The sequence below is a fragment of the Leisingera sp. JC1 genome (assembly GCF_001679925.1).
GTDB lineage: Bacteria > Pseudomonadota > Alphaproteobacteria > Rhodobacterales > Rhodobacteraceae > Leisingera.
The window spans coordinates 76,419-100,039 of sequence record NZ_LYUZ01000136.1 but is presented as its reverse complement, the minus strand read 5'-3'; the positions used below and the strand labels follow the sequence as shown (position 1 = coordinate 100,039).

The window sequence follows — 23,621 nt, the reverse complement described above, 5'->3', positions numbered from 1 at the left end:
AGCCATGCAGGAACATCACCGCCGGCCCGCCTTGCCATCCGTCCGGCAGGGCCAGGTGGTATGCGCCGCCGTCAATCCGGCACGGCACTTCCCCGCCGCACTGCGCGTCCTGCGCCGCCGCGACTGCCGGCACAGCCAGCAACGCCGCGGCCAGCAGCATCAGGCCCTGTTCCAGCATCTGCCCCTCCTCAGTCCGGCACGCGCACTACCCTAGCACACACCGCCAGCGCCGCAGTGGCCAAGAAAAAGGCCGCCCGTTCTGGGCGGCCGCTGCAAAATGTCTTTTTTGGAAAATCCCCGGACAGCAAGTCCGCGGCAGGGCGCGCACCCCCGAAGGCGCGCCCTAACCGCGCAAGCGGCCCAGCAGACGCGCTGCCAGCGCGCCAGAGGCCGGACGCTCCCGCGCCAGGAGCTTGCCAGCCAGCCACCCCTGGCTGGCAGGCGCCTTGGCATAGTCGGGATGCACGACCTCGTCCGCGGTCAGTACCTGACGCACAGCAGCCAGGATCTCCACGTCGCTCGGCTCTGTTGCCTGGCTGTTCATGGCTTCCCCCATCTCCGGCTGATAACACTGTTGCATACTGGCACCTCCACGGTTTGCGGCTCTGGCTGGCGGCCCCCCTGGCCGGTTTCCATCGCCTGAAACCAGAATACCGCAAGCCGCCGCCTAAGGGTGCATTTTGTGTAAAATTAGTTAAAATCCAGAGCCGAAACAGGGGTTTTGCAGAACACTCCGGCAGCCGCACCGCGCATTGTTTCCAGGGCCGGGAGAATGCGCCTTTTCGGCGCCCTTGCAACCGGGCTGCCACTCCCCTTTCGGCGGGCCTGAAACTACGGAATCGATTCTCTATCAATCGAAAAAGGCCGCCCTCATGGGGCGGCCTTGCTATTCAGTCCGGCAAGCAGCCTCAGACGGCTTTCTTGCGGCTTTCTTCCAGGTAGATCTCGCGCAGGCGTTTGGCGATGGGACCCGGGGTGCCGTCGCCCAGTTGCACGCCGTCGATCTCTACCACCGGCATCACAAAGGCGCTGGCGGAAGTGGTGAAGGCCTCATCCGCTTCCTTGGCTTCCTCGATGGTGAACAGGCGCTCCTCGATCTCCATCTGCGCTTCTGCCGCCAGCCGCAGCACCGCGGCGCGGGTGATGCCGTGCAGGATGTCATTGGACAGCGGCCGGGTCACGATCTTGCCGTTCTTGACGTAATAGGCGTTGTTGGAGGTTCCCTCGGTCACATAGCCGTCCTCGATCAGCCAGGCATCGTCGCAGCCGGCCTTCTTGGCCATCATCTTGCCCATCGACGGATACAGCAGCTGCACCGTCTTGATGTCGCGGCGGCCCCAGCGGATGTCCTCGATCGAGATGATCTTAGCGCCTTTGGCAGCGGCCGGGCTGTCCGCCAGGCCGGGCTTGTTCTGGGTGAACAGCACCAGCGACGGCGGGGTGTCTTCGGACGGGAACACAAAGTCGCGGTCGCCATCAGAGCCGCGGGAGACCTGCAGATAGACCAGACCCTCTTCGATGCCATTCAGCTCCACCAGCTTGCGGTGGATCTCCAAGAGCTCCTCCTTGGAGCAGGGCGACGCCATGTCCAGCTCCTTCAGCGAGCGGTCCAGGCGCACGGCGTGGCCTTCAAAATCGATCAGCTTGCCGTCGAGGACCGAAGTCACCTCGTAAACCGCATCGGCAAACAGGAAGCCGCGGTCAAAGATCGAAACCTTGGCGTCGCCCTCGGGCAGGTATTCGCCATTCACATAAACAGTACGGGTCATTGTTGTCTCCTCAACCCCACAGGGCAGCTTTGGGCGGGTGCACGCCCTCGGCATCAAATGTCAAAGGTTCCTCGCGGTCTTCGGCCAGAAGCAGCGGCCCGTCAAGATCCGTAACCGCCGCACCCTGCGCCACAAGCGTCGCCGGCGCCATCGCCAGGGACGAGCCGACCATGCAGCCGACCATCACCTGGTATCCCTCGGCCAAGGCCTGTTCACGCAGCTTCAGCGCCTCGGTCAGGCCGCCGGTCTTGTCCAGCTTGATGTTGACCACGTCATATTTGCCCTTGAGCTTCGGCAGGCTCTCGCGGTCATGGCAGCTTTCATCCGCACAGACCGGAACCGGGCGCTCCATTCCGATCAGCGCCTCATCCTCGCCCGCGGGCAAGGGCTGCTCCACCAGTTCCACACCCAGACGCACCAGATGCGGCGCCAACTCGGCGTACACCTCTGCCGACCAGCCCTCATTGGCGTCGATGATGATCTTGGCATCGGGCGCGCCTGCCCGAACCGCTTCCAGGCGGGGCATGTCGTCAGGTGTGCCGAGCTTGATCTTCAAGAGCGGGCGGTGGGCATTCTCGGCGGCCTGCGCTTGCATCTTTTCAGGCGTGTCCAGCGACAGTGTATATGCAGTTATCTCTGGCCCCGGCGCCGGCAGGCCCGCCAGCTCCCAAACCCGCTTGCCGGCCTGTTTCGCCTCCAGGTCCCACAGCGCGCAGTCAACCGCGTTGCGGGCAGCACCGGCAGGCAGCAGCGATTGCAGTTCTTCGCGGGTGAAATCGGCAGGCAGGCCTTCGATCTCTGCAGTCACGCTCTCCAGCGTCTCGTTATAGCGGGCATAGGGCACGCATTCGCCCCAGCCGGTGACACCGTCCTTCTCCACACGCACGGTCAGCACCTTGGCCTCGGTGCGCGAGCCGCGAGAGATGGTGAAGACCTGCGCCAGTTTGAAGACGTCCGGGGTGACGGTGATGTTCATGAAACTGCCCTTTCCTGCGGCCCTGCGCGCGCCGCGGCGGGCCTTGGCACGATGCCCTTCATCCGGGGCACCTGCTCTTTCATCTTGCTAAAAATACTCCCGCCGGAGGCATCCCAAGCTGCGCCTGAGCACCTCCGGCGGGGCTGTTAGATCAGACCGCGGCCAGCGCGTCCACCAGGCGTCCGGCGCCGTGGCGGTAGGGGTCAACGGCAGGCAGGCCCATGCGCTCTTCGACTTCGGCCAGATACTTGACCGCTTCGTCTTCGCTCAGGTGCTGGGTGTTCACCGAGATGCCCACGATCTGGCAGGCCGGGTTGGCGCGCTGTGCCAGCGGCAGAGCGACATCACGCAGCTCTTCCAGGCTCGGCACGTCATATTCCGGCAGGCCGCGCATATGGGTGCGGGTCGGCTCGTGGCACAGGATCAGCGCATCCGGCTGGCCGCCGTGCACCAGCGCCATGGTGACACCGGAGTAGGAGACGTGGAACAGCGAGCCCTGACCTTCGATCAGGTCCCAGTGGTCGTCGTCGTTGTCCGGGGTCAGATACTCGATCGAGCCCGCCATGAAGTCGGCGATGACCGCGTCCAGCGGCACGCCGTGGCCGGTGATCAGGATGCCGGTCTGGCCGGTGGCGCGGAAGGTCGACTTCATGCCGCGCTTCTGCATCTCGGCGTCCATCGCCATGGCGGTGTACATCTTGCCGACCGAGCAGTCGGTGCCAACCGCAAGGCAGCGCTTGCCGGTGCGGGGCTTGCCGTTGGCAATCGGGTAGCCGACGGTGGGCACGCGCACGTCATGCAGGGTGCCGCCATGGGTCTGGGCCGCGGCCACCAGATCGCCTTCGTCGCGCAGCAGGTTGTGCAGGCCGGAGGCCAGATCATAACCCATTTCCAGCGCTTCGATCAGCACTTCCTTCCAGGCTTGGGAAATCACGCCGCCGCGGTTGGCAACGCCGATCACCAGGGTCTTGGCGCCGGCTTCCTTGGCCTCGGCCAGGGTCAGGTCCTTCAGGCCCAGGTCGGCGCCGCAGCCCGGCAGGCGGATCTGGCCGACCGCGTGCTCGGGGCGCCAGTCACGGATGCCGATGGCAACTTTGGCAGCCAGCATGTCGGGCGCATCGCCCAGGAACAGCAGATAAGGGGTTTCGATCATGGCGGGTTTCCTCTTCACTCTTGCCGGTGAGTTTGCGGAGATTCCCGCACAAGTTCATGCCTAATCCGCTGCGCAGCGCGCCTGAGGCGCAAGATTATCCGTCACATTTGTCAATTTGCCGAAGATTCCCGCGATATGTCACCATTACTGACATTATTTTCCTCCTCCAGCCAGGATTCGGCCTGGAGCACCCCGGTTTGAGGCGCGCCAAGCACCGCAATGGCCTGCTGGGAGCCGGTTTCCTCCGGTGCATCGGCCTGCGTCCGCCGCAGCGCAGCAACCCCCGCGACCATAAAACACAGGGCTGCAAGCAGGATCAGCAACCCATTTCCGTCAGCAATGCTGACCATATTTGGGGCCGCCAGCGTGCCGCCGAACTGACCGACGTTCAACAGGAACACCATCGCCCCGCTGGCAGGCACGATCTGGGAGGGTTTCAGCTGGTCGTTGGCGTGGGCGGAGCAGACCGCATACATCGGCAGGCTGGCGCCCGCGAGCACCGCAAAACCGATCACCAGCGCCTGCGGCGTGGGGGTCGCCAGCATCCACAGGCAGGCCGCCGCGCCGATCACGCCCAGCCCCATCAGCACCAGCCGCCGGTCGGTCTTGTCGCTGATCCAGCCGACCGGGTATTGCACCACAGCGCCGACAACCATCGCCACCACCAGCGCGCCGGAGGCCTCTGCCGGGCTCATGCCGCGCGACAGCGCATACAGCGGCAGCGCGATGAACCAGCCGGCCACCGCGGTCGCACTCACCAGGTTGCCCAGCACCGCCATCGGTGACACCCGGTAGAGCTTGCGCACGGGCATCCGGTCCGGCACCTCATACTCAGGCGCCTTGTTGCCGGACAGCAAGAGCGGCACGATCGACAGCGAGATCAGGATCGACACCGCCCCGAACAGCAGATTACCGCTAGGATCGGGCAAGGCCACCAGCGCGGTGCCGATGGCCGGGCCTGCCATCCAGATCATGAAGTAGATCGACAGGATCTGCGCCCGGTTTGTGTTTTCCGACTTCGCCTGCAGCCAGCTTTCGGTGATCACATACATGCCGGGATAACAGACCCCGGCCAGGAACCGCATCGCCGACCAGGAATAGGGGTCCGAGGTCAGCAGGTGCAGGATCGCCGAGATCGACACCAAAGAGGCCAGCGCCGAAAACGCCCGGATATGACCGACCTTGGCCACCATTCCCGGCGCCATCACGGTGCCTAGCAGGGCGCCGGCCGGATAAGCCGCCTGCATGATCGAAATGGTAAGGTCGGAGAAGCCAAGCCCCGCACCCCGGATTGTCAGCAAGGTGACCAGAAGCCCGTTGGCCACCATCAGCATCAGCATGCCCAGAAACAGGGCCCAGTTTTCAATAAATGCACGTTTCATGCCCGGTTGCTCGCACGGGCGCCGCGGGCTTGCGCGCCTGTTTGCGGCAAAGTTTCCGGCGCCGCATCGCAGCGGCAATTTCTGCATGTGCAAAATCTCCTTGCACATACCCGCGCAACTTTCTAACACTTCAACCCAGCAGAATTGAAACGTCATTACCCGGAGGATTGCCCCATGAGCTTCCGCATCCAGCCCGCCGCCCCGGCGCGCCCCAACCGCTGCCAGCTGTTCGGCCCCGGCTCCAAAGTGAAGCTGTTCGAGAAGATGGCGGCCTCGGCGGCGGATGTCATCAACCTCGACCTGGAGGATTCGGTGGCACCGGATGACAAGGATCAGGCCCGCGCCAATGTGATCGAGGCGATCAACAGCGTTGACTGGGGCAAAAAATACCTGTCGGTGCGGATCAACGGGCTCGACACGCCGTACTGGTACCGCGATGTGGTGGACATTCTGGAGCAGGCCGGCGACCGGCTCGACCAGATCATGATCCCCAAGGTGGGCTGCGCCGAGGATGTCTATGCGGTGGATGCGCTGGTCACCGCCATCGAGCGCGCCAAGGGCCGCACCAAACCGGTATCCTTTGAGGTGATCATCGAGTCGGCAGCTGGCATTGCCCATGCTGAAGACATTGCCAAATCCTCCCCCCGCCTGCAGGCGATGAGCCTCGGGGCTGCGGATTTCGCCGCCTCGATGGGGATGCAGACCACCGGCATCGGCGGCACCCAGGAGAACTACTACATGATCCGCGAGGGCCAGAAGCATTGGTCCGACCCCTGGCACTGGGCGCAAGCGGCAATTGTCGCGGCCTGCCGCACCCATGGCATCCTGCCGGTGGACGGGCCCTTCGGCGATTTCTCCGACGAGGACGGCTATATCGCGCAGGCGAAACGCTCTGCGACGCTGGGCATGGTCGGCAAATGGGCGATCCACCCCAGCCAGATCGCGCTGGCCAACCAGGTCTTCACCCCGTCGGATGAGGCCGTGGCAGAAGCCCGCGAGATCCTGGCGGCGATGGAGGAGGCCAAGGCCTCCGGCGCCGGCGCAACTGTGTACAAGGGCCGTCTTGTGGACATCGCCTCGATCAAGCAGGCGGAAGTGATTGTGGCGCAGGCCGAACTGATCGCGGGCAGCTGACGCCGGTCCGCGACGAGAGGTTCCAAGGGCGTCCCCACGGGGCGCCCTTTTTGATTGGAGGAAGAGATGCCGGATTTGACCTTGCTGCATACGGCTGAGGTGCATGTCGAAACCTTTCGCGCGCTGGCGCCGGAGGCGGATCTGGACCAGCAGGTACGCGCCGATTGGCTGGAGCGGGCGCAAGGCGGGATTGATGCCGCGCTTAAGGCCGAGATTGCCGAGACCGTTGAGGCCGCGGACGGGCCGGTCCTGTGCACCTGCACCACCCTTGGCCCGGTGGCGGAGGAAGCGGGTGCGATCCGCATCGACTGGCCGATGATGCAGGAAGCGGCGCGCACCGGCGGGCCGGTTCTGATGGCCTATTGCCTTGAGAGCACCGCCGCGCCCTCGGAAGCGCTGCTGCGCCGCGCCTTCGGAGCGCACGACCCGGAGATGACCTGCCTGGAGCTGGGCCAGCACTGGCCGCTGTTTGAGGCTGGGGACAGCACGGGATTTGCAGCTGCCATTGCAGGGGATGCGGCCGAGGCGCTGGCGGCGATGGATTTTGCCTGCGTGGTGCTGGCGCAGGCCTCGATGGCCGGGGCGGCTGAACTGCTGCGGGAGCAGACAAGGGTGCCGGTCCTGGCCTCGCCGGAGATTGCGGTGCGGGCCTTGCTCGCGGAACATATGGGGCGCGCCTGACCTTGGGGAGGCGCTGCCCGTGCCGCAAGCGGCACAGCACGCGTTCCTCCCGGCCAAGGCCCCTGCCCTGCCGATGTGTCTGGTCCGTTTCTGCCTGTTTCCATGTTCCGGTTCAGCGAAGGCATTATGGACTGGCGGCGCCGCCAGAATGGCGGAGATGGACGGGCGTATCCGCCCGCGTGCTAAACGTTGTCTCTGCACGGCCCCGCTGCCAGGCAGGGGTCAGGTTCCAAATGTGCCGGGGAGCCAAGCCCCGGCGGGTGATCGCGACCGGGGGTAAGACTGCCAAAGGCGGCTTAAGATCCGGTGAGAGCAGCGTACGCAGGGTGCGCAACACCTGCAGCCGCGCCTGAGGCTGCTCTGGCACAATGAGTATTTGAACAAAGAAGAAGGGACGGAACCTGTGCTTCTTCTTCGCTCGAATACGCAAAATTCAACCGGGGCCGAAGGATCAGGCCCGCAAATCCTTGGGCGAACCCATCACCACATAGGTGGTGATCGCAGTGACATAGGGCGAGGTGCCGAGGATGTCGGTGTGGAACCTCTTGTAGCTGGGCAGATCGGCGCATTCGACACGCAGCAGATATTCAATGGTGCCGGTGATGTTGTGGCATTCGACCACCTCCGGCGCCGCCTGCATGGCGCGTTCAAAGGCTTCCTGCGCCTCCTTGGTGTGCTCACCCAGGCCGACGCCGATGTAGGTGGCAAAGCCGACCCCCAGCTTCTGCCGGTCCAGAACCGCGCGGTAGCCGGTGATGACGCCCGCGCGCTCCAGCTCCTGCACCCGGCGAAGGCAGGCAGAGGGGGACAGGCCCACACGCTCTGCCAGTTCCAGATTGCTGATGCGGCCGTCGCGGGTGAGTTCCTGCAATATATGCTGATTTATCTTGTCATTTTTCGCCATTGGTTGCGAAAATACGCGCAAGGCACGGCAAAACGCAATTTCATTTGGCCGGTTTGGCGCAATGATTTTGCGCATGACTTATGAACTCCTCACCGCGCTTGCGCTCTTCGCCTTCGTCTCCTCGATCACGCCGGGGCCGAACAACCTGATGCTGATGGCCTCGGGCGCCAATTTCGGCTTCCGCCGCACCATCCCGCATATGCTGGGGGTAGCCTTGGGGTTTGTGTTCATGGTGCTGCTGGTCGGCGCCGGGCTAGTGCAGGTGTTTGATGCCTTTCCCGTCAGCTACACGGTGCTGAAGGCGGTGTCGGTTGTGTATCTGCTGTGGCTGGCGTGGAAAATCGCCAATGCGGCACCTGTGCAGGCCAAGGGGGCGGAGGGCCGTCCGATGACGTTTCTGCAGGCGGCGGCGTTTCAGTGGGTGAACCCCAAAGCCTGGGCAATGGCCCTGACCGCAATCAGCGCCTATACGCCGGATCAGACGCTGGCGGCGATCCTGCTGGTGGGGGTTGTGTTCGGCGCGATCAACCTACCCTCGGTCGGGTCCTGGACGGTGCTGGGCCAGCAGATGGCACGGTTCCTGACCAGCCCGCGCCGGCTGGTGATCTTCAACTGGACCATGGCGGTGCTGCTGGTGGCCTCGCTCTATCCGGTGATCTGGCCGCAATAACGCAAACGGCACTCCTGGCCCGAAGGGGGGAGCGCCCGCCCCGCGCCAGAGGGCGGGCGCTGCCCGGCCTGATGCAGGGCGGGGCGTTATTTCAGCGGCAGGCAGATCTCTGTCAGAAGATCCTCTGGCGCGGTGTCGCGGGGATTGTTCAGGTAGACCTCGTAACAGGGCTGGTCGGCCGGCTCCTCCCCCGACTCGGGCAGCCAGTTGCCGAACAGGCTGTGATAGGCGGCGTGGATGCCGGAATACGGCCCCTTGTAGGTGAGCACCGCAACGCGGCCGCCGGGCAGGCTCACTTCCTCCATGCCGTCCGGCAGCGCATCACCGCTCATCTCCGCGCCTGCGAAGCTGCGCAGCTCGGTCTCTGCCACTTCATCCGGGCTGTCGAAATAAACCCCGAGCACTGCGCCCAGCTGCGGCCACAGCTTGCGGCTTTCACAGATGGCGCCGAATGCCTCAAAGCTCTTGCCGATCTCGTGGTAGGCGCCCTTGTGCGGCAGGCCGGCAAGGCGGCGGGCGGGGTCGGTTCGGGTGATCACGTCATACATGGGATAGCTTCCTGTTCTGAGGGTTGGGTTCGGCAGCCGCACCTGGCCGTCGCGGCGGAAGGCCGCCGGGCTGCTGCCGTAAGATTCAGAGAACGCGCGGGAGAAGCTGTTCTGGTTCGGATAACCTGCGCGGGCGGCCACCTGTGCGATCGGCATCTTGTCCATCACCAGCCAGACCGCCGCGCGGTGCAGCCGGATCCGGCGCACCGCCTGGGCACAGGTCTCGCCGGTCAGAGCCCGGAACACCCGGTGCCAGTGGAACCGCGACATCGCTGCCACATCCGCGAGCCGGTCCAGCGACAGGTCGCCGTCAGTATTGCCGTGGATATAGGCCAGAACCCGCAGGATCCGGTCTTCGTAGCTGGCGGCCATTGGCGGTGTCTCCTTTAGCGTTTCTCTGCCCTCAGGTGATGGCATAAGCCTAGATCACAAATCTTGCTGAGTTGCATCTTGGCGCTGCTAAGGCCATATAGCTGCAAACCTGCAGAGCAGAGGCAACATGACCCAGTATCTGGAATTCGAAAAACCGCTGGCCGAAATCGAAGGCAAGGCGGAAGAGCTGCGGGCGCTGGCGCGCGCGAATGAGGAAATGGATGTGGCGGATGAGGCCAAGGCGCTGGACGCCAAGGCCGCACAGCTGCTGCAGGACCTCTACAAAAACCTGACGCCCTGGCGCAAATGCCAGGTGGCGCGCCACCCCGAGCGGCCGCATTGCAAGGATTACATCGAGGCGCTGTTCACCGAGTACACGCCGCTGGCCGGCGACCGGAACTTTGCCGATGATCTGGCGGTGATGGGGGGCCTCGCGCGCTTCAACGACCAGCCGGTGGTGGTGATCGGCCACGAGAAGGGCAGCGACACCAAATCGCGCATCGAGCGCAACTTCGGCATGGCGCGCCCCGAGGGCTACCGCAAGGCGATCCGGCTGATGGAAATGGCCAGCCGTTTCAAACTGCCGGTGATCACCCTGGTGGACACTGCCGGCGCCTACCCCGGCAAAGGTGCCGAGGAACGCGGCCAGTCCGAGGCGATTGCGCGCTCGACCGAGATGTGCCTGAAGATCGGCGTGCCGCTGATCTCAGTCATCATCGGCGAAGGCGGCTCCGGCGGCGCTGTGGCCTTTGCATCCGCCAACCGCGTGGCGATGCTGGAGCATTCGATTTATTCGGTGATTTCCCCGGAGGGCTGTGCCTCGATCCTGTGGAAAGACGCCGAGAAGATGCGCGAAGCCGCTGAGGCGCTGCGCCTGACCGCACAGGACCTGAACAAGCTGGGCGTCAACGACCGCATCATCCCGGAACCGCTGGGCGGCGCCCACCGCGATCCGAAAGCGGCGATCAAATCCGTCAGCGGCGCCATCCAGGAAATGCTGGACGAGCTGAAGGACATGGACGCCGCCGCGCTGGTCAAGGACCGGCGTCAGAAATTCCTGGATATCGGTTCCAAAGGGCTGGCGGCATAAGCGCCGGTATCACAGAAGGTCAGAAAACCCGGCTGTGATGCCGGGTTTTTTTTGCATCTATGCATTCACCTGGTTCATTTCGGGGCGTTGTTTGCGTCTTTCAATAGCTGTCTTCAGCGTTTTCTACTTGTGGGGCTGCCCGCCTTCTCAAGCAAGCTCGGGCAGGTGGGCTTTCGCGCTGCCCCCTGCCCGATGCAATATGCCGATGGCGTCACCAGCCCGTCATCGTGACAAAGCCGGAAAAATCCTGCTTCCGGTGGTCCAAGGCTGGGCAGCAGCGCACAGACACGAAGACTCCCGTTTTGAACGGGCGACCAGTGGGGCGCCGGTCGTTGAGAGCACACAACGCCCATTTGATTGCAACACAGGACAGAACTTTCAAGCGTGATGAGATAGCGTCAAAGTTCTGCAACTCTTGGATCACAAACAGAAACAGGCCGCACTTGATCTTCGCCTCAATGATTCCAGTCCGGCAAGTCTTCCACGGCGGGTTCAGAAAACAGATCATCTATTCCGATCCATCCATCGCGAGGATACTCATGATCCCAGCCGGGAAGTGGAATGTCGTCATCTGTATCCAGTCCCAGGAAGTTCTTAACGGAAGGGCGTTGTTGCGTAAATCTGTGTCTGAGCGGAGTTCCCCTTTCCCCGGACGGACTTATTCTGCGGTCACTGTGATAGGGGTGCCTAGTGCGGTGTAACCGTTGAGCACGGCAATACGGACCTGCAGTTCCGCAACCTGACGCTCGAAATCGCGCGCCATGAGGGATTGGCCAAGCAGCTTGATACAGTTCATTTTTGCCTCGACGCGGCTTCGGCGGTGGTATCCGCTCCATCGCCTCCAGAGGACGCGACCCAAGTATTTCGAGGCGCGCAAAGCTTCGTTGCGGGCTGCGGCGCCGGGGCTCGTTGGCTTCCACGGCTTGGCGTTCTTTCGGGGCGGGATGACTGCGGCAGCGCCGCGGGCAGCGATTGCCTCGTGACAGTTTCGGGTGTCGTAAGCGCCATCAGCTGTCACTGAACCGATCACTTCGTCCGCAGAGATCTGTTACAGGAGATCTGGCAGGATGGGAGCATCACCGATGTTGCTGCCGGTGACCTCGACCGCTCGAACCTCCAATGTTTCCTCGTCGATCCCGATATGTATCTTACGCCAGATGCGGCGTTTGGGGCCACCATGCTTGCGGGCATTCCATTCGCCTTCCCCCTCGGACTTGATGCCGGTGCTGTCGATCAGCAGGTTCAACGGGCCCGCGCCGCCACGATAGGGGATGGCTACGTTCAATGTTCGCTGGCGACGACAGAGCGTGCTGAAGTCCGGCATTGTCCAATCAAGCCCGACCAGCTGCAGCAGGCTCTGCATGAACCCCGTGGTCTGCCTCAACGGCATTCCGAACAGCACCTTCATTGTCAGGCACGTCTGGATCGCTGCATCGCTGAAACTCGGATGCCTCCCACGCTTCCCGGTTAGCGGAGGCTTCCACTCCATGCCTGGATCAAACCAGATCGTCAGCGATCCACGCTGCCGCAATGATTCATTGTAAGCCGACCAGTTCGTGGTCTTGTACTTCGTGGACGCCCAACTGCTCATACCACCCAGCTATCATGCTGGATTCATACAGTGAATCCCTCAAACGATTTGTGCAACAACGCCAAAAAAACCTTAAAAGTTGTGCCGGACACTCAGGATTTCCGCCAAAGGGTCAAGCGGCCGGCAGCCAGCAGAGAGGGGGAGTTCCCGGGTGTCCGACGCAGAGCGGAGAGATGGTTCCAGGATGCGCCCGCGGCCGCCTGCCGGACGGGCGGCCAAATCTCAATAGGGCCGGGTGCAGTTCTGCAAAAGCTCCGGGAAGCAGGCCGAAATTCCATGTTTTGCAGGGGCTGGAAGAAAATTGAAAAAACGCCTTGTTTCTCTGGGTTGCGGCACATATACGGGTCAGCGGAGACGTGGCCGAGTGGTCGAAGGCGCTCCCCTGCTAAGGGAGTAGGCGGGAAACCGTCTCGTGGGTTCGAATCCCATCGTCTCCGCCACGAAAAAGATTTTCCATGTCTTTTCAATGGGTTATTCGGGATCACGGCAAACCCATTAGAGAGGTTCGACGTGAACGCCGGCTGCCTTCTTCTTCCGAGTCATCTTTTGCATCGAGCCTCCCCTCACCGGACATCGCGTATCCGCGCAGCCTGAAAGAATCCGGAGTGGCCAGGGGTGCTCACATTGCAGATACGCCCCTTGCGAAAATTGCCTCAGCCTAGGCGCATGACCGCCTAACCTCGCGGGACCTCACCAGCCGCTGCTTGAAGGTCCGGCAGTCTTCCATATAACCCGCGCCATGGCTGCAAAGATATTTTCAATGGAGGCAAGGGAGGACGGCGGTGCCCGGCTTGCGCTGAACTACAAGCACGCCGGCCGCAGCGGCATCCAGCGTATTTCCTGCGATCTGCCGCAGGCCGGCCTTTTGCAGCTGGTACTCTTTGCGGAAGCGCTCAGCCTGCGCAAGCGCTTCGGAAATCCCATTGCATCGAACGTGTCGCTCGATGGGCTTGAGATGTCCTATGACCCGGAGCAGCGGGAGCTCCATGTCGAGCGGCAGGCCGGTTATTCCAGACAGACAGCATGCATGCCTGTTGAGGTTTTTCTCTCAGAGATGGCAGGCATGACCGACATCTGCATTGCCTGGGCCGAGGCATCAAAGAGTGGACCTGCGCTGAAGCGCCTGCTGGCGGGCTGCACGGCACCGGATGAGCTTGCAATGCTGCTGGGGCAGGACGAGGCTGACTTCGCCATGCATCAGCTGCGGGAAATTGCCGTTCTGCTGCTGGCGCAGGAAACCTCAACCCGTGGCTCAGCGCTTGCCCGCAAACTGCGCGGGAAGAAATCTCAGGACCAAGCGCGAGAGGCGGTCAGCGGCCTTGTACGGGAGCTTGCTGCTGAACTCGTTCCGGTTTCCGTCTAAGTCCGAACAGGCGGGCGCAGCGAGGAAGGGTTTAAGGGGCTTTAGCCTGCCCGCATACCGGCCGCACCTTCCGGTGCGGCCGCAGTGATGTGCTTGCAATGTTACGCCCGCGAAACGCCGGGCGTTTTCAGCACATGGGGAGTGTCATACGCCTCCAGATCAATTTGATCTTCGGACTTCGCAATAAGCACCGTGCAGGCTGCGTCGCCCGTGACATTGAGCGCGGTGCGGGCCATGTCGAGAATGCGATCAATGCCTGCAATGATGGCAACACCTTCCAGAGGCAGACCGACGGAGGTCAGGACCAGCGACAGCATGACCAGCCCGGCCCCGGGAACACCGGCGGTGCCGATGGAGGCAAGCGTCGATGTCAGAATGATTGTGGCGTATTCCGCCATGCCCAGTTCCATTCCAAAGGCCTGCGCCACAAAAAGAGCAGCAACACCCTGGTACATTGCGGTTCCATCCATGTTGATCGTCGCGCCAAGCGGCAGCGTGAAGCTTGCAACTGACCGGTTCACACCAAGGTTCTGCTGCACAGCAGTCATGGTGACAGGAAGTGTCCCCGAAGAAGACGTGCTCGTGAAGGCCACGATCTGCGGCTCGATGATGCCCTGGAAGAAGCGGACCGGGTTCAGGCGGGCGAAAACCGAAACAAGACCGCCATAAACGATCAGCGCATGCAGGACGCAGCCGATATAGAGTGCGGCAATGACGGTTCCCAGCGGCAGCAGAAGATCAAGCCCGTAGGTTCCGGCGACCCAGGCCATCAGCGCAAACACGCCGTAGGGCGCGAAACTGATCACAATCTCCGTCAGCTTGAGAACAACTGAATTCAGGGCCTCAAAGAACTCCCGCACCGGCTTGCCTGCCTCGCCAACCAGGTTGATGGCCAGGCCGAACATGATTGCGAAAAAGATGATCTGCAGAACGTTTCCGTCTGCGGCGGCAGCAACCGGGTTCTTCGGAACGATCCCGATGAGCTGCTGAATGAAGGGCGGCGACGTCTTGGGCTCCATTGCGGCGGCGGCGCTCAGGTCGATGCCCGCGCCTGGTTGCATCAGCAATCCCAAAGCCAGGCCGATCGTGATCGCAAATGCGGTGCTGCCCAGATAGAAAACGATCGACTTCAGGCCAATTCGCCCCATGCGCGCCATGTCGCTGACGGATGTCATGCCGCATACGAGCGACACGAAAATCAGCGGGACAATCAGCATTTTGATAAGCGACAGGAACAAGGTCCCGATGTTCTTGATCATGCCGGCAATTGCCTGGTTGCCGGTTGCGTTCAGCAGAACGCCTGTAATCACCCCAAGGACAAGTGCGATCACGATTTGCTTCCACAAAAGCATGTTTCTCCAAGGTGCCAAAAACCCTGTTTTTTGACTGGTATTCGCCATAAGGACCTCCCTTTCCAAGGCAGCCAACCGGATCGGGCTGCCGGCAGTCGCAGCATGGTACCAGTTCGGTGGCGGGCAGCGTCGCGCAAACATGGAAAGGGCGTTGCAAAGATTGCAACGCCCTTTCAGCTTCCGGGAAGAAATCGCTGTCAGCCAGGGTCAGGACGCTAGTCCTTTGCCAGCTGAACGCATTTACGGGCCAGCACATCGGTTGGATCAACGGCCAGCGCCCCCAGATCGCCGGCGCCTGCCGTCACAAGGATAGGGAGTTCCGTGCAGCCGAGAATGACCGCTTCGGCGCCGCGCGCGACCAGGTGGGAAAACGCCCGGGTTACCTGCTCCTTGCAGAGACCTTCGGTATGCCCAGCCTTGACGCCGGCCGGGCCGTATATGCACTCCATGACCAAGTCTTGATGCTGCTCATCGGGAACGATATGGCAAAGACCAGCCTCCTCAAGCGCCTGCTGATACAGGCCGCTTCGGATTGTTCCATCGGTGCCGAGAATCCCGACCGTGCGCGTCCCGGGAGAGCTTTCCCTGATGTAGTCAGTGGCTGCTGACAGAATGCTAATGATCGGTATGCCGAGATGGCGCTGAATACGGTCGACATAGGCGTGGGCGGTATTGCAGGGGATGACCAGAATATCGGCCCCGCCGCGTTCCAGCTTCTTGCAGGTGGAATAGAGGGCGACTGTCGGATCGGTTCCTGATCCCACCAGGTTTTCAGTCCGGTCAGGGATTTGCGGGTTTTGTTCGACCAGCACCTTGATGTGGTCCTGATCGCAGGCGGCCTCTGTGCCCTTGACCAGTTTAGAAAGGAAATCCACCGTCGCGGCAGGTCCGACACCGCCAACCACGCCGACCTTGAACCGGCGCCGGCGGCCTGGTTGCGTCTCCTTCAGCGCATGTTCCGCATAAACGGCCGCCGTGTCGATGGCTGTCATCCCGTCTGGCAGGTCAAGCTGATCAAGCAGCAGGGGCAACTCGGACAGCCCGGGCACAAAAACCGACGCCCCCTGCTCCGAAAGGCTGGCAAGGGCTGCGTTGATTGGTTGCAGCACCTCCTCCCTGCGGTTGCCTGTTTTGAAGCCGTTGCCGCCATAGACAGCCTCCATCACGGCGCTTTCTAAGTCCGCGGCAGGATAGACAACCTGCACATCCTCGCCGAACAGGTTCTCGAACAGGCCGTTTTCCCTGACAAAAGGCGTTGCTATGACGCCAATTTTCTCAGGTTGGGGCTTCAGCTTCGCAACGGCAGCTGTGATTGCGCCGGTCAAGCTGATCAGCTTCAGCTCCAGCTCATCTTCCAGCTCATGCAGGAAACTATGCGTGACAAAACAAGGAAGCAGAGCCGCGTCGCATCCATCCCGCTCCATGCGTGACAGCGTATCAAAAACGTAGAGCTTCCGGTGTGTGGGGATGTAGGCCGGCTCCTGAGGGGAGACAGGTTCGCGCAAGGGTTTCTGATGGAATATCAGCTCCCGGTGATCTTCCTCCGACCTGACCGGAGTCATCTGCACAATTCTGTTCAGCAGGTCGGCCCCGGCGAGGGCGCCCAGGCCTCCGACAATTCCCAGGCGGAGAGACTGGTTTCTGTTCATCAGGCGTTCTCCGGTATACTGCCCTGAAGATGTTTCAGGGCTGTCTCGGCCAATTCTTCCGGCAATGCCGGCAGTGCAGCGGATTGCAGACTCAGACCGTTTGCCTGCGCATATTTTGCAAGTTTGGTCGCCGCTTCATAGCCGATTACGGGGGCGAGCGCAGTTACTTGCACAAGACTATTGCTCAGCAAAAACTGGCATCTCTCCTCATCTGCGACGATACCATCCACGCACCGGGTCCGCAGCACGTTCATTGCGCTGGTCAGAGATCCCATTGTTTCCAGCACCTTATGGATAATGACAGGTTCCATCGCGTTGAGCTGAAACTGGCCTGCCTCGGCGGCCATCGTGACCGTCAGATCATTGCCGATCGCCTGGTAGCAAACTTGATTGACCACTTCTGGAATGACCGGGTTCACCTTACCAGGCATAATCGACGACCCCGCCTGGACTGCAGGCAAAATGATTTCGCCAATCCCTGCCCGCGGCCCCGAGGACATGAGGCGCAAATCGTTGCAAATCTTGGACAGTTTGATGGCAACCCGCTTGAGCGTGCTGGAAAACATCACAAAGGCACCCAGATCAGAGGAGGCCTCGACCAGATCCGGGGCCAGTTGAAGCGGCTCCCCCGTTATTTCGCGCAGGTGCGAAACAGCTGCTTCGCCGAAGTGCGCAGGTGCATTGATGCCGGTGCCAATTGCTGTGCCGCCAAGGTTCACTTCTGTCAGAAGACGGGAAAGGTCGCAGAGCCGGTCTGCATCCTCGTTGATTGTCGTGGCATACCCCCGGAACTCGGCACCAAGCGGCATCGGCACGGCATCCTGAAGCTGCGTGCGCCCGACTTTCATAATATGCTGAAACTCGGATGCCTTGTTGCCGAATGAATTGGTCAGCCCATGCATTGCCTCAATAAGGGGGGTGATCCGCGAGAGGACAGCCAGCCGGATTGCGGTGGGATAAACATCGTTTGTGGATTGCGAGCGGTTCACGTCATCATTCGGGTGAAGCCGGCCGTAGGCGCCAAAATCCGTACCGAGCTTTTTCAGCCCGAGATTTGCAATCACCTCGTTGGCATTCATATTGGTCGATGTGCCAGCTCCGCCTTGCATGACATCAACAACAAACTGCTCGTGATGGCGGCCGCCGATGATCTCATCGCAGATGCCGACAATGGCTGCCGCCTTCCCGGCAGGCAATGCACCAAGATCCCGGTTCGCCAGCGCACAAGCCTTTTTGACGGAAGCCAGGCCAACGATCAATTCCGGATAATGGCTGATTGGCACCCCTGTAATCGGGAAGTTGTCCAGCGCCCGCTGGGTCTGACTGCCCCACGCGGCGGCCAGCGGGATCTTCATCGGGCCAAGACTGTCTGACTCTGTTCGGTAGTTGCTCATCATCTGTGACCTTTTTCTGCGGTCTCGCAGCCGGCATCAGAAAACGCGAAGCCGGGAGACCGTTATCGTGCAGGCCGGAACTTACTGCTGCCCACCCCATGCACCCATGACAACCCGCGCAAGGATGTTGCAAACTTTGCAACCCGATCCTACCGTTCGGGGATCCCTTTCAGATGGAGAAGACAGGTGGAGATCGACTGGCTGGAAGACTTTTTGGCCCTTTCAGCTGCGGGTGTGTTTGCCCGCGCCGCGGACGCGCGGAACATAAGCCAGTCAGCCTTTACGCGACGGATCAAAAACCTGGAAAACTGGACAGGGACTCCGTTGTTTGACAGGAGCGTGCACCCTGTTGAGCTCACCGCGGCAGGCAGGGCTTTCAAGCAAACCGCCATCGACACAGTTGCGGCGCTGAAGCAATCCAAAAGCGATATACGCGGCCTGTCCCGCCAGGAAGCATCAGTGCTGGACTTCGTCGCGCTTCATACCCTGGCCATTTCCTTCTTTCCGGCGTGGCTCATGCGCATGTCCAGCCACCTTGGTCCCATCAAGTCCAGGCTGGTTGCGGAAAACTTCTCTGGCTGCGCGGAGGCAATACTGTGCGGAAGCGCAGACTTCATGCTGTGCTACCACCATCCTGCCGTCCCCACGATTTCTGATGAAAACCGGTACCCGTCCTCGACGATTGCCAAAGACCGGATCATAGCCGTCAGCAGTGCCGATGCTGACGGGCGCGCCAAATACAGCTTGGAGGGCGATGACCCGGTGCCGCTTTTATCCTATTCCCCCGACACCTTTCTGGGCCGGGTGTCCCAGGTTTGCCTGGAACGGGGAAATTTAAGCGGCAAGGTGGACCCCATCTACGAGAATTCGGTTGCTGAAGCGCTCAAATCCGCCTGTCTCGCCGGGCTGGGAATTGCTTTCCTGCCCGAAGGGGCCGCGGAGCGGGAGCTGAAAGACGGAACACTGCACAAAATCAGCCGGCCGGAATTCGAACTCGTCATTGACATAAAGCTTTACCGGTCAATCGAACGTTCCAGAGCTGAACTGGAACGCTTCTGGATGCTGGCCCAGAACATCTGAAAACCGCAACAGAGTTTACCGCGCTGATGAGGCGGCGCTTTCCGCCAGAGTCCAAAACCGCTCCACGGACGGGCGGCTCCTTTCAATCGAGCGGTACAGCTTGATGGACATGCGGCGCTCAGAAGCGTCGTCGCTGATGCGCACAAGCTTGCCCTCATCAAGCATTGGCAGGATTGTCATCCTGGGCAGCCAGGCCACTCCCAATCCTTCCGCGCAGGCTGCTTTCTGCGCCTCAGCGACCGAGTTTTCGCTGCGGATCTCCAGTTTTTCTGCCAGCCCTGCCCGCATGATGCAGATCTCGCTCAGCCGCCCCAGAAAGCTTTCCGGGGAATAGGCCAGGAACGGCAGCTTTCCTTGCTGGTCGAAGCGGTAGAGCGCCTTGCCGGAGTTGTCAGCGCCGGACACGGCCACAAGCCTGTCATCCGCGATCCTGATTGACGGGTAGCGGTCATCTTTGGACATTGTGGCAATGGACGGATGATCATAACACAGCATGAAATCCGTTGTTCCGGCCATAAGCGTCTCGACACAGTCCGAGAAATTCTCAACCGCAAACTTGGTGTTGATCGGACCAATGGCAGCGGAAATGGTTTTCAGCCACGCCGGGATAAAGGAAATCGCGAGTGTGTGCAGCGCGGAAATGCTGATCACATCCCCCTCGCGACGCGCGAGCTGCTTCAGATCCTGCCGGGCCAGGCGAAGCGCATTCATGGTCTCATAGGCTGTAGGCCGGAAAGCCTCTCCGGCTGCCGTCAGAACCACCGGGTGCACGCTTCTGTCAAACAGGACCGCCCCCGCCCAATGCTCCAGGTTTTTGATCCTGCGTGTAAATGCAGACTGGCTGATGTTTCTGGCGCTGGCGGCCTTAGCAAAGATTCCTGCTGAGGAAAGAGCCAGGAAATCCTCCAGCCAATCTATTTCCATACCTGCTCTCCTTAGGGCGCAATTGATTGTAGCGGCGAACAATGGCTGAAGGTGTTGCAAACCTTGCAACTCCCTTGCAAAATATCTCTCGCAGCCTGACACCAGCACCTGCGGGCCTGGGTGGCCGCAAAGGGGAAGGCCGCCGCTCTGCCGCCGCAGTTCGGGCCCGGCGCGGCCGCGAAACGCGTCATGTCCGGATTGATATCGCCCTCATTTTCGTGATCATGAGCACCAGCTGCAGCTTGAACATGCAGCATCTGGGCAGACGGCGGGAACGGACACCGGAGACATGCATACAGATCAGCTCATTGCCTGCCCGACCTGTGACGTGCTGAACCGCGACCAGGACGTGAAGCCCCATACGGTTGCCCGCTGCGCCCGCTGCGGCACGGTGCTGGCGGCGCCCAAGTCGGGCGCCATGACACAGATCGCCATGCTGTCGCTGACCGCGCTGGTTCTGCTGGCCGCCGCAGCCGGGTTCCCGTTTCTGGAGCTGCGGGCACAGGGCCTGTCGCATCAGGCGTCGGTGCTGGACGCTGTGCTGGCCTTTTCCCGCGGGCCGATGGCGCCCCTGTCGCTGGCGACCGGCCTGCTGATCGTGCTCTTGCCCGCGGCACGTTATAGCGCGCTGATCTACACTCTGGCACCGATGGCCCTGGGCTGGCGCCCGGCGCCGCATGCCGCCGCGGCCTACCGCTGGGCAGAGCGGCTGAAACCCTGGGCGATGGCCGAGATCTTCATCATCGGCGTGGCGGTGGCCCTGGTCAAAGTCTCCGGCCTGGCGCGGGTCGGGCTGGGGCCGGCCTTCTGGGCTTTTGCCGCGCTCCTGGTGGTTACCATTCTGACCGATAACGCAATTTGCAGGCTGACCGTATGGAAAACCCTGAAAAGCCGCAGCGCTTCCTGACCGCCGCCGCCGCCGGGCTGGCCGGCTGCCGCGCCTGCGGGACCGCCAACCCGGGCGATGCCCGGGCCTGCACTTGCTGCGGCAGCCCGCTGGCGGCTGCCGGCCCCGCCAGCCTACAGCGCGTCTGGGCCTGGCTGGCGGCGGGGCTGATCGCCTATGTGCCCGCCAATGTCTACCCGATGCTGCGCACCACCACCTTTGGCCGCAGCTCTGAGAACACGCTGATCGGCGGCATTGCCGAACTGTTCAGCCACGGCTCCTATGGCGTTGCTTTGATCGTTTTCTTCGCCAGTATCGTGATCCCGGTGGCCAAGTTCCTGGCCATCGCCTATCTGGCGGTGTCAGTCCGCAGACCGGCAGCCCTTGGCAGCCATGGCCGGCTGGTGCTTTATGAGGTCGTCGAATTTATCGGGCGGTGGTCGATGATTGATGTCTTTGTGGTGGCAATCCTGACCGCCCTCGTCCAGCTTGATTTCGCCGCTGCCATCGCCCCCGGCATGGCGGCGGTCAGTTTTGCAATATCGGTTGCCTTCACCATGCTGGCCGCCCAGAGTTTTGATCCGCGCCTGATCTGGAACGCGGAAAGTGAGAATTTGAATGACCACGCCTGATCCCGCCCCGATGAACATCACGGCCCGGCGCCCTTCGCCCTGGCGCAACCTGTCATTGGTCTGGCTGGTGCCGCTGGCAGCGCTGGCTGTTTCCCTCGGGGTGGCCTGGAAGGCCTATTCCGAGCGTGGCGTGCTGATCACCATTTCCTTTGAAAATGCCTCTGGCGTTGCGGCCAATGAAACAACGGTGCGCTACCGCGACGTGGTGATCGGCCGGGTGGAGAAGGTCGGCTTTGCCGATGATCTGAGCAAGGTGTCCGTCCAGGCCCGCATCGACAAGGACATCGCCCCCTATCTGGATTCGGATGCCACCTTCTGGGTGGTCCGGCCGGAGGTGTCAGCGCGCGGCATATCAGGGCTCAGCACAGTACTGTCCGGCGTCTACATCGAGGGCAGCTGGGATCAGGAACTGGGCACGGCGCAAACCGCATTCCAAGGCGCTGACGGCCCGCCGCTGGAACAGCCCGGCCGCGGCGGCCGGCGGATCACCCTGCGCACCGATGACGGGCGGATGATCTCAGAGGGCGCTCCGGTGCTGTTCCGCGGTATCGAGGTCGGGCGCCTGGAAACCCCGCGCCTGACAGTCAGCGGCGACAGCATCGTCGTCGATGCCTTTATCGAGGCGCCGCATGACCGGCGCATCAATTCTGCCACCCGGTTCTGGGACAGCTCCGGTTTCTCGGTCTCGATCGGCCCCAGCGGTCTGTCGCTGGACGTGGACAGCATCGCCTCCCTGGTGGCCGGCGGTATCGAGTTCGACTCCGTCTTTGACGGCGGCCAGGCTGTTGGCCCCGGCACCGTCTTTGACATCCATACCGACGAGGCCGCGGCCCGCCGCACAGCCTTTGCCCGCACCCTGTCAGGCGGGGTTGCCGTCGCCGTCGCCTTTGACGAGTCTGTGGCGGGCCTTGCCAGCGGTGCAGAGGTACAGCTGCGCGGGGTCAAGGTGGGCGAGGTCAGCAGTCTGAGCGCAGCCATCGAAAGCGGCAGCGAAGAGGCAGAGGTGCGGCTGATCGCCAAGCTGCTGCTGGAGCCTGCGCTGATGGGGCTGCCGCGCGGTGCGGGCGAGGCAGAGGCGCTTGATTTCCTTGAACAGGCGGTGGCCGGCGGCCTGCGCGCGCGCCTGGCCTCTGCCAGCCTGTTCAGTTCGGRGCTGATTGTCGAACTGGCGACGCTGGAGGACGCGGAGCCCGCGGTGTTTGCCCGTACCGCAGAACCGTTTCCGCTATTGCCCAGCGCCCCCTCTGATCTGCCGGATTTCACTGCAACCGCCGAAGGCGTGCTGGAGCGCATCAACGCGCTGCCGGTCGAAGAACTGATGGCGCAGGTCATCGCAACCCTTGCCAGCATCGAAAATCTGGCCTCTGCCGACAGCACCCGCCAGACCCCGGCAGCAGCCGTCGCCCTGCTGGAGGACGCCCGCGCCTTGGTCACGGACCCCGGCACCCGCGCCCTGCCGGGTGAATTGCACGCCGCGGTCACAGACCTGCGGGCCATGCTGACAGAGCTGCAGCAGAGCAAGGCAGCAACCAAACTGTCGGCCGCGCTGGATCAGGGCAGCCAGGCCGCGGCCAGCCTTGCCGCAGCCTCCGAAGAATTGCCCGCGCTGGTCGCCGACTTCCGCGCGCTGGCCGCCAAGGCCAATTCGCTGGAGGCCGAAGAGCTGATCCGCTCCGCCAGCCAGCTGATGGACAGTGCCGATGCGGTGATCGGCACCGAAGGCGCCCGCGCCCTGCCCCCGGCCCTGACCGCTGCGCTGGAGGAAATGCAGGCCACGCTGGAGGAAATGCGCCAGGGCGGGCTGGTGGAGAATGCCAATGCCACCATGGCCTCTGCCCGCGGTGCCGCCGACGCGGTGGCAGCTGCCGCCGAGGGGCTGCCCGCGCTGTCAGCCCGGCTGGAGCGCCTGGTGGCCCAGTCCGAGGCGCTGATCGCCTCCTATGGCTCCCGCTCCAGCTTCAACTCCGAAACTCTGGACGCGCTGCGCGAGATCAAGACCGCCGCCCGTGCGGTGTCCCAGCTGGCACGCAAAATCGAACGCGATCCGAATTCCCTGCTGTTTGGAAGATAA

The 23,621-nt window shown here is 62.3% G+C and carries 22 protein-coding genes, 1 tRNA gene and 1 pseudogene; 11 read left to right on the top strand and 13 right to left on the bottom strand.

The annotated features are described in order from the left end of the window. Positions 1-4 precede the first annotated feature (4 nt). Positions 5-214, top strand: a complete 210-nt coding sequence (locus tag A9D60_RS27125) for a hypothetical protein (protein ID WP_254656772.1) — start codon at positions 5-7, stop codon at positions 212-214. Positions 215-343: 129 nt separating this feature from the next. Here A9D60_RS27125 and A9D60_RS22380 read toward each other — a convergent pair whose 3' ends face one another. From A9D60_RS22380 to A9D60_RS22360, 5 genes are all read right to left on the bottom strand, one after another. Next, entirely contained in the window at positions 344-580 is a 237-nt protein-coding gene (locus A9D60_RS22380) for a hypothetical protein (protein ID WP_065269637.1), read from the bottom strand. Between the two features lie 328 nt (positions 581-908). Beyond that, entirely contained in the window at positions 909-1,769 is an 861-nt protein-coding gene (locus tag A9D60_RS22375) for a D-amino-acid transaminase (protein WP_065269636.1), read from the bottom strand. A 10-nt stretch (positions 1,770-1,779) separates the two neighbouring features. Continuing rightward, positions 1,780-2,745 carry an N-acetyl-D-Glu racemase DgcA gene (gene dgcA, locus A9D60_RS22370; RefSeq protein WP_065269635.1) on the bottom strand — a complete coding sequence of 322 codons (966 nt, stop codon included), beginning with the start codon at positions 2,743-2,745 and terminating at the stop codon, positions 1,780-1,782. A 151-nt stretch (positions 2,746-2,896) separates the two neighbouring features. Beyond that, a complete protein-coding gene (gene dgcN / locus A9D60_RS22365) occupies positions 2,897-3,898 on the bottom strand; it encodes an N-acetyltransferase DgcN (RefSeq protein WP_065269634.1) in 1,002 nt (333 codons plus the stop codon). A 110-nt stretch (positions 3,899-4,008) separates the two neighbouring features. Beyond that, the gene (locus A9D60_RS22360) at positions 4,009-5,280 is read right to left on the bottom strand and encodes an MFS transporter (protein ID WP_065269712.1); all 1,272 of its coding nucleotides are present in this window, start codon (positions 5,278-5,280) and stop codon (positions 4,009-4,011) included. Positions 5,281-5,454: 174 nt separating this feature from the next. Between A9D60_RS22360 and A9D60_RS22355 the strand changes: the two genes are divergently transcribed. Beyond that, a complete protein-coding gene (locus A9D60_RS22355) occupies positions 5,455-6,414 on the top strand; it encodes an L-malyl-CoA/beta-methylmalyl-CoA lyase (RefSeq protein WP_039151556.1) in 960 nt (319 codons plus the stop codon). Between the two features lie 66 nt (positions 6,415-6,480). Next, complete coding sequence (locus A9D60_RS22350; RefSeq protein ID WP_065269633.1) at positions 6,481-7,095, top strand: hypothetical protein; 615 nt, start codon at positions 6,481-6,483, stop codon at positions 7,093-7,095. A 451-nt stretch (positions 7,096-7,546) separates the two neighbouring features. On the opposite strand, the gene A9D60_RS22345 is transcribed toward A9D60_RS22350, so the two are convergent. After that, the gene (locus A9D60_RS22345) at positions 7,547-7,999 is read right to left on the bottom strand and encodes an Lrp/AsnC family transcriptional regulator (RefSeq protein ID WP_065269632.1); all 453 of its coding nucleotides are present in this window, start codon (positions 7,997-7,999) and stop codon (positions 7,547-7,549) included. A gap of 73 nt (positions 8,000-8,072) precedes the next feature. Between A9D60_RS22345 and A9D60_RS22340 the strand changes: the two genes are divergently transcribed. Continuing rightward, positions 8,073-8,669 carry a LysE family translocator gene (locus A9D60_RS22340; RefSeq protein ID WP_065269711.1) on the top strand — a complete coding sequence of 199 codons (597 nt, stop codon included), beginning with the start codon at positions 8,073-8,075 and terminating at the stop codon, positions 8,667-8,669. A gap of 86 nt (positions 8,670-8,755) precedes the next feature. Here the strand turns inward: A9D60_RS22340 and A9D60_RS22335 are convergent, their stop codons facing one another. Then, positions 8,756-9,589 carry an AraC family transcriptional regulator gene (locus tag A9D60_RS22335; protein ID WP_065269631.1) on the bottom strand — a complete coding sequence of 278 codons (834 nt, stop codon included), beginning with the start codon at positions 9,587-9,589 and terminating at the stop codon, positions 8,756-8,758. A 127-nt stretch (positions 9,590-9,716) separates the two neighbouring features. Here A9D60_RS22335 and A9D60_RS22330 point away from each other — a divergent pair, with 127 nt between their 5' ends. After that, a complete protein-coding gene (locus tag A9D60_RS22330) occupies positions 9,717-10,679 on the top strand; it encodes an acetyl-CoA carboxylase carboxyltransferase subunit alpha (protein ID WP_065269630.1) in 963 nt (320 codons plus the stop codon). A 211-nt stretch (positions 10,680-10,890) separates the two neighbouring features. Here the strand turns inward: A9D60_RS22330 and A9D60_RS22325 are convergent, their stop codons facing one another. Together A9D60_RS22325 and A9D60_RS22320 are read right to left on the bottom strand one after the other, a co-directional pair. Beyond that, entirely contained in the window at positions 10,891-11,187 is a 297-nt protein-coding gene (locus A9D60_RS22325) for a hypothetical protein (RefSeq protein ID WP_065269629.1), read from the bottom strand. Between the two features lie 150 nt (positions 11,188-11,337). Then, positions 11,338-12,270 (bottom strand): annotated as a pseudogene (locus A9D60_RS22320) (IS5 family transposase). Between the two features lie 350 nt (positions 12,271-12,620). Between A9D60_RS22320 and A9D60_RS22315 the strand changes: the two are divergent. After that, positions 12,621-12,710, top strand: a tRNA-Ser gene (locus A9D60_RS22315). Between the two features lie 299 nt (positions 12,711-13,009). Beyond that, the gene (locus A9D60_RS22310) at positions 13,010-13,633 is read left to right on the top strand and encodes a hypothetical protein (protein WP_065269628.1); all 624 of its coding nucleotides are present in this window, start codon (positions 13,010-13,012) and stop codon (positions 13,631-13,633) included. A 101-nt stretch (positions 13,634-13,734) separates the two neighbouring features. Here the strand turns inward: A9D60_RS22310 and A9D60_RS22305 are convergent, their stop codons facing one another. From A9D60_RS22305 to A9D60_RS22295, 3 genes are all read right to left on the bottom strand, one after another. After that, positions 13,735-14,985: a dicarboxylate/amino acid:cation symporter gene (locus A9D60_RS22305; RefSeq protein ID WP_302621861.1), complete on the bottom strand. Its 1,251-nt coding sequence runs from the start codon at positions 14,983-14,985 to the stop codon at positions 13,735-13,737. A 215-nt stretch (positions 14,986-15,200) separates the two neighbouring features. Then, positions 15,201-16,634, bottom strand: a complete 1,434-nt coding sequence (locus A9D60_RS22300) for an amino acid racemase (RefSeq protein WP_065269626.1) — start codon at positions 16,632-16,634, stop codon at positions 15,201-15,203. After that, positions 16,634-18,028: an aspartate ammonia-lyase gene (locus A9D60_RS22295; RefSeq protein WP_217492084.1), complete on the bottom strand. Its 1,395-nt coding sequence runs from the start codon at positions 18,026-18,028 to the stop codon at positions 16,634-16,636. Before A9D60_RS22295 ends, A9D60_RS22300 begins: the two co-directional genes overlap by 1 nt. 186 nt (positions 18,029-18,214) lie before the next feature. Between A9D60_RS22295 and A9D60_RS22290 the strand changes: the two genes are divergently transcribed. Further along, a complete protein-coding gene (locus A9D60_RS22290) occupies positions 18,215-19,108 on the top strand; it encodes a LysR family transcriptional regulator (protein WP_065269624.1) in 894 nt (297 codons plus the stop codon). A gap of 15 nt (positions 19,109-19,123) precedes the next feature. On the opposite strand, the gene A9D60_RS22285 is transcribed toward A9D60_RS22290, so the two are convergent. Further along, complete coding sequence (locus tag A9D60_RS22285) at positions 19,124-20,032, bottom strand: LysR substrate-binding domain-containing protein (RefSeq protein ID WP_065269623.1); 909 nt, start codon at positions 20,030-20,032, stop codon at positions 19,124-19,126. A 289-nt stretch (positions 20,033-20,321) separates the two neighbouring features. Here A9D60_RS22285 and A9D60_RS22280 point away from each other — a divergent pair, with 289 nt between their 5' ends. Genes A9D60_RS22280 through A9D60_RS22270 form a run of 3 tightly spaced genes read left to right on the top strand, consistent with a single transcriptional unit; the run spans position 20,322 to position 23,621 of the window. Continuing rightward, a complete protein-coding gene (locus A9D60_RS22280; protein ID WP_065269622.1) occupies positions 20,322-20,939 on the top strand; it encodes a paraquat-inducible protein A in 618 nt (205 codons plus the stop codon). Further along, a complete protein-coding gene (locus A9D60_RS22275) occupies positions 20,906-21,550 on the top strand; it encodes a paraquat-inducible protein A (RefSeq protein ID WP_175393016.1) in 645 nt (214 codons plus the stop codon). Before A9D60_RS22280 ends, A9D60_RS22275 begins: the two co-directional genes overlap by 34 nt. Beyond that, entirely contained in the window at positions 21,537-23,621 is a 2,085-nt protein-coding gene (locus A9D60_RS22270) for an MlaD family protein (RefSeq protein WP_065269621.1), read from the top strand. The genes A9D60_RS22275 and A9D60_RS22270 overlap by 14 nt, the downstream gene beginning before the upstream one ends.

Coding starts and splice junctions, on each gene's coding strand:
- A9D60_RS22300 (WP_065269626.1), bottom strand. CDS start 16,634: ATGAACAGAAACCAGTCTCTCCGCCTGGGAATTGTCGGAGGCCTGGGC.
- A9D60_RS22340 (WP_065269711.1), top strand. CDS start 8,073: ATGACTTATGAACTCCTCACCGCGCTTGCGCTCTTCGCCTTCGTCTCC.
- A9D60_RS22380 (WP_065269637.1), bottom strand. CDS start 580: ATGCAACAGTGTTATCAGCCGGAGATGGGGGAAGCCATGAACAGCCAG.
- A9D60_RS22285 (WP_065269623.1), bottom strand. CDS start 20,032: ATGGAAATAGATTGGCTGGAGGATTTCCTGGCTCTTTCCTCAGCAGGA.
- A9D60_RS22360 (WP_065269712.1), bottom strand. CDS start 5,280: ATGAAACGTGCATTTATTGAAAACTGGGCCCTGTTTCTGGGCATGCTG.
- A9D60_RS22350 (WP_065269633.1), top strand. CDS start 6,481: ATGCCGGATTTGACCTTGCTGCATACGGCTGAGGTGCATGTCGAAACC.
- dgcA (WP_065269635.1), bottom strand. CDS start 2,745: ATGAACATCACCGTCACCCCGGACGTCTTCAAACTGGCGCAGGTCTTC.
- A9D60_RS22345 (WP_065269632.1), bottom strand. CDS start 7,999: ATGGCGAAAAATGACAAGATAAATCAGCATATATTGCAGGAACTCACC.
- A9D60_RS22310 (WP_065269628.1), top strand. CDS start 13,010: ATGGCTGCAAAGATATTTTCAATGGAGGCAAGGGAGGACGGCGGTGCC.
- A9D60_RS22335 (WP_065269631.1), bottom strand. CDS start 9,589: ATGGCCGCCAGCTACGAAGACCGGATCCTGCGGGTTCTGGCCTATATC.
- A9D60_RS22305 (WP_302621861.1), bottom strand. CDS start 14,985: ATGCTTTTGTGGAAGCAAATCGTGATCGCACTTGTCCTTGGGGTGATT.
- A9D60_RS22355 (WP_039151556.1), top strand. CDS start 5,455: ATGAGCTTCCGCATCCAGCCCGCCGCCCCGGCGCGCCCCAACCGCTGC.
- A9D60_RS22375 (WP_065269636.1), bottom strand. CDS start 1,769: ATGACCCGTACTGTTTATGTGAATGGCGAATACCTGCCCGAGGGCGAC.
- A9D60_RS27125 (WP_254656772.1), top strand. CDS start 5: ATGCAGGAACATCACCGCCGGCCCGCCTTGCCATCCGTCCGGCAGGGC.
- dgcN (WP_065269634.1), bottom strand. CDS start 3,898: ATGATCGAAACCCCTTATCTGCTGTTCCTGGGCGATGCGCCCGACATG.
- A9D60_RS22275 (WP_175393016.1), top strand. CDS start 20,906: ATGGAAAACCCTGAAAAGCCGCAGCGCTTCCTGACCGCCGCCGCCGCC.
- A9D60_RS22330 (WP_065269630.1), top strand. CDS start 9,717: ATGACCCAGTATCTGGAATTCGAAAAACCGCTGGCCGAAATCGAAGGC.
- A9D60_RS22280 (WP_065269622.1), top strand. CDS start 20,322: ATGCATACAGATCAGCTCATTGCCTGCCCGACCTGTGACGTGCTGAAC.
- A9D60_RS22295 (WP_217492084.1), bottom strand. CDS start 18,028: ATGAGCAACTACCGAACAGAGTCAGACAGTCTTGGCCCGATGAAGATC.
- A9D60_RS22325 (WP_065269629.1), bottom strand. CDS start 11,187: ATGATCTGTTTTCTGAACCCGCCGTGGAAGACTTGCCGGACTGGAATC.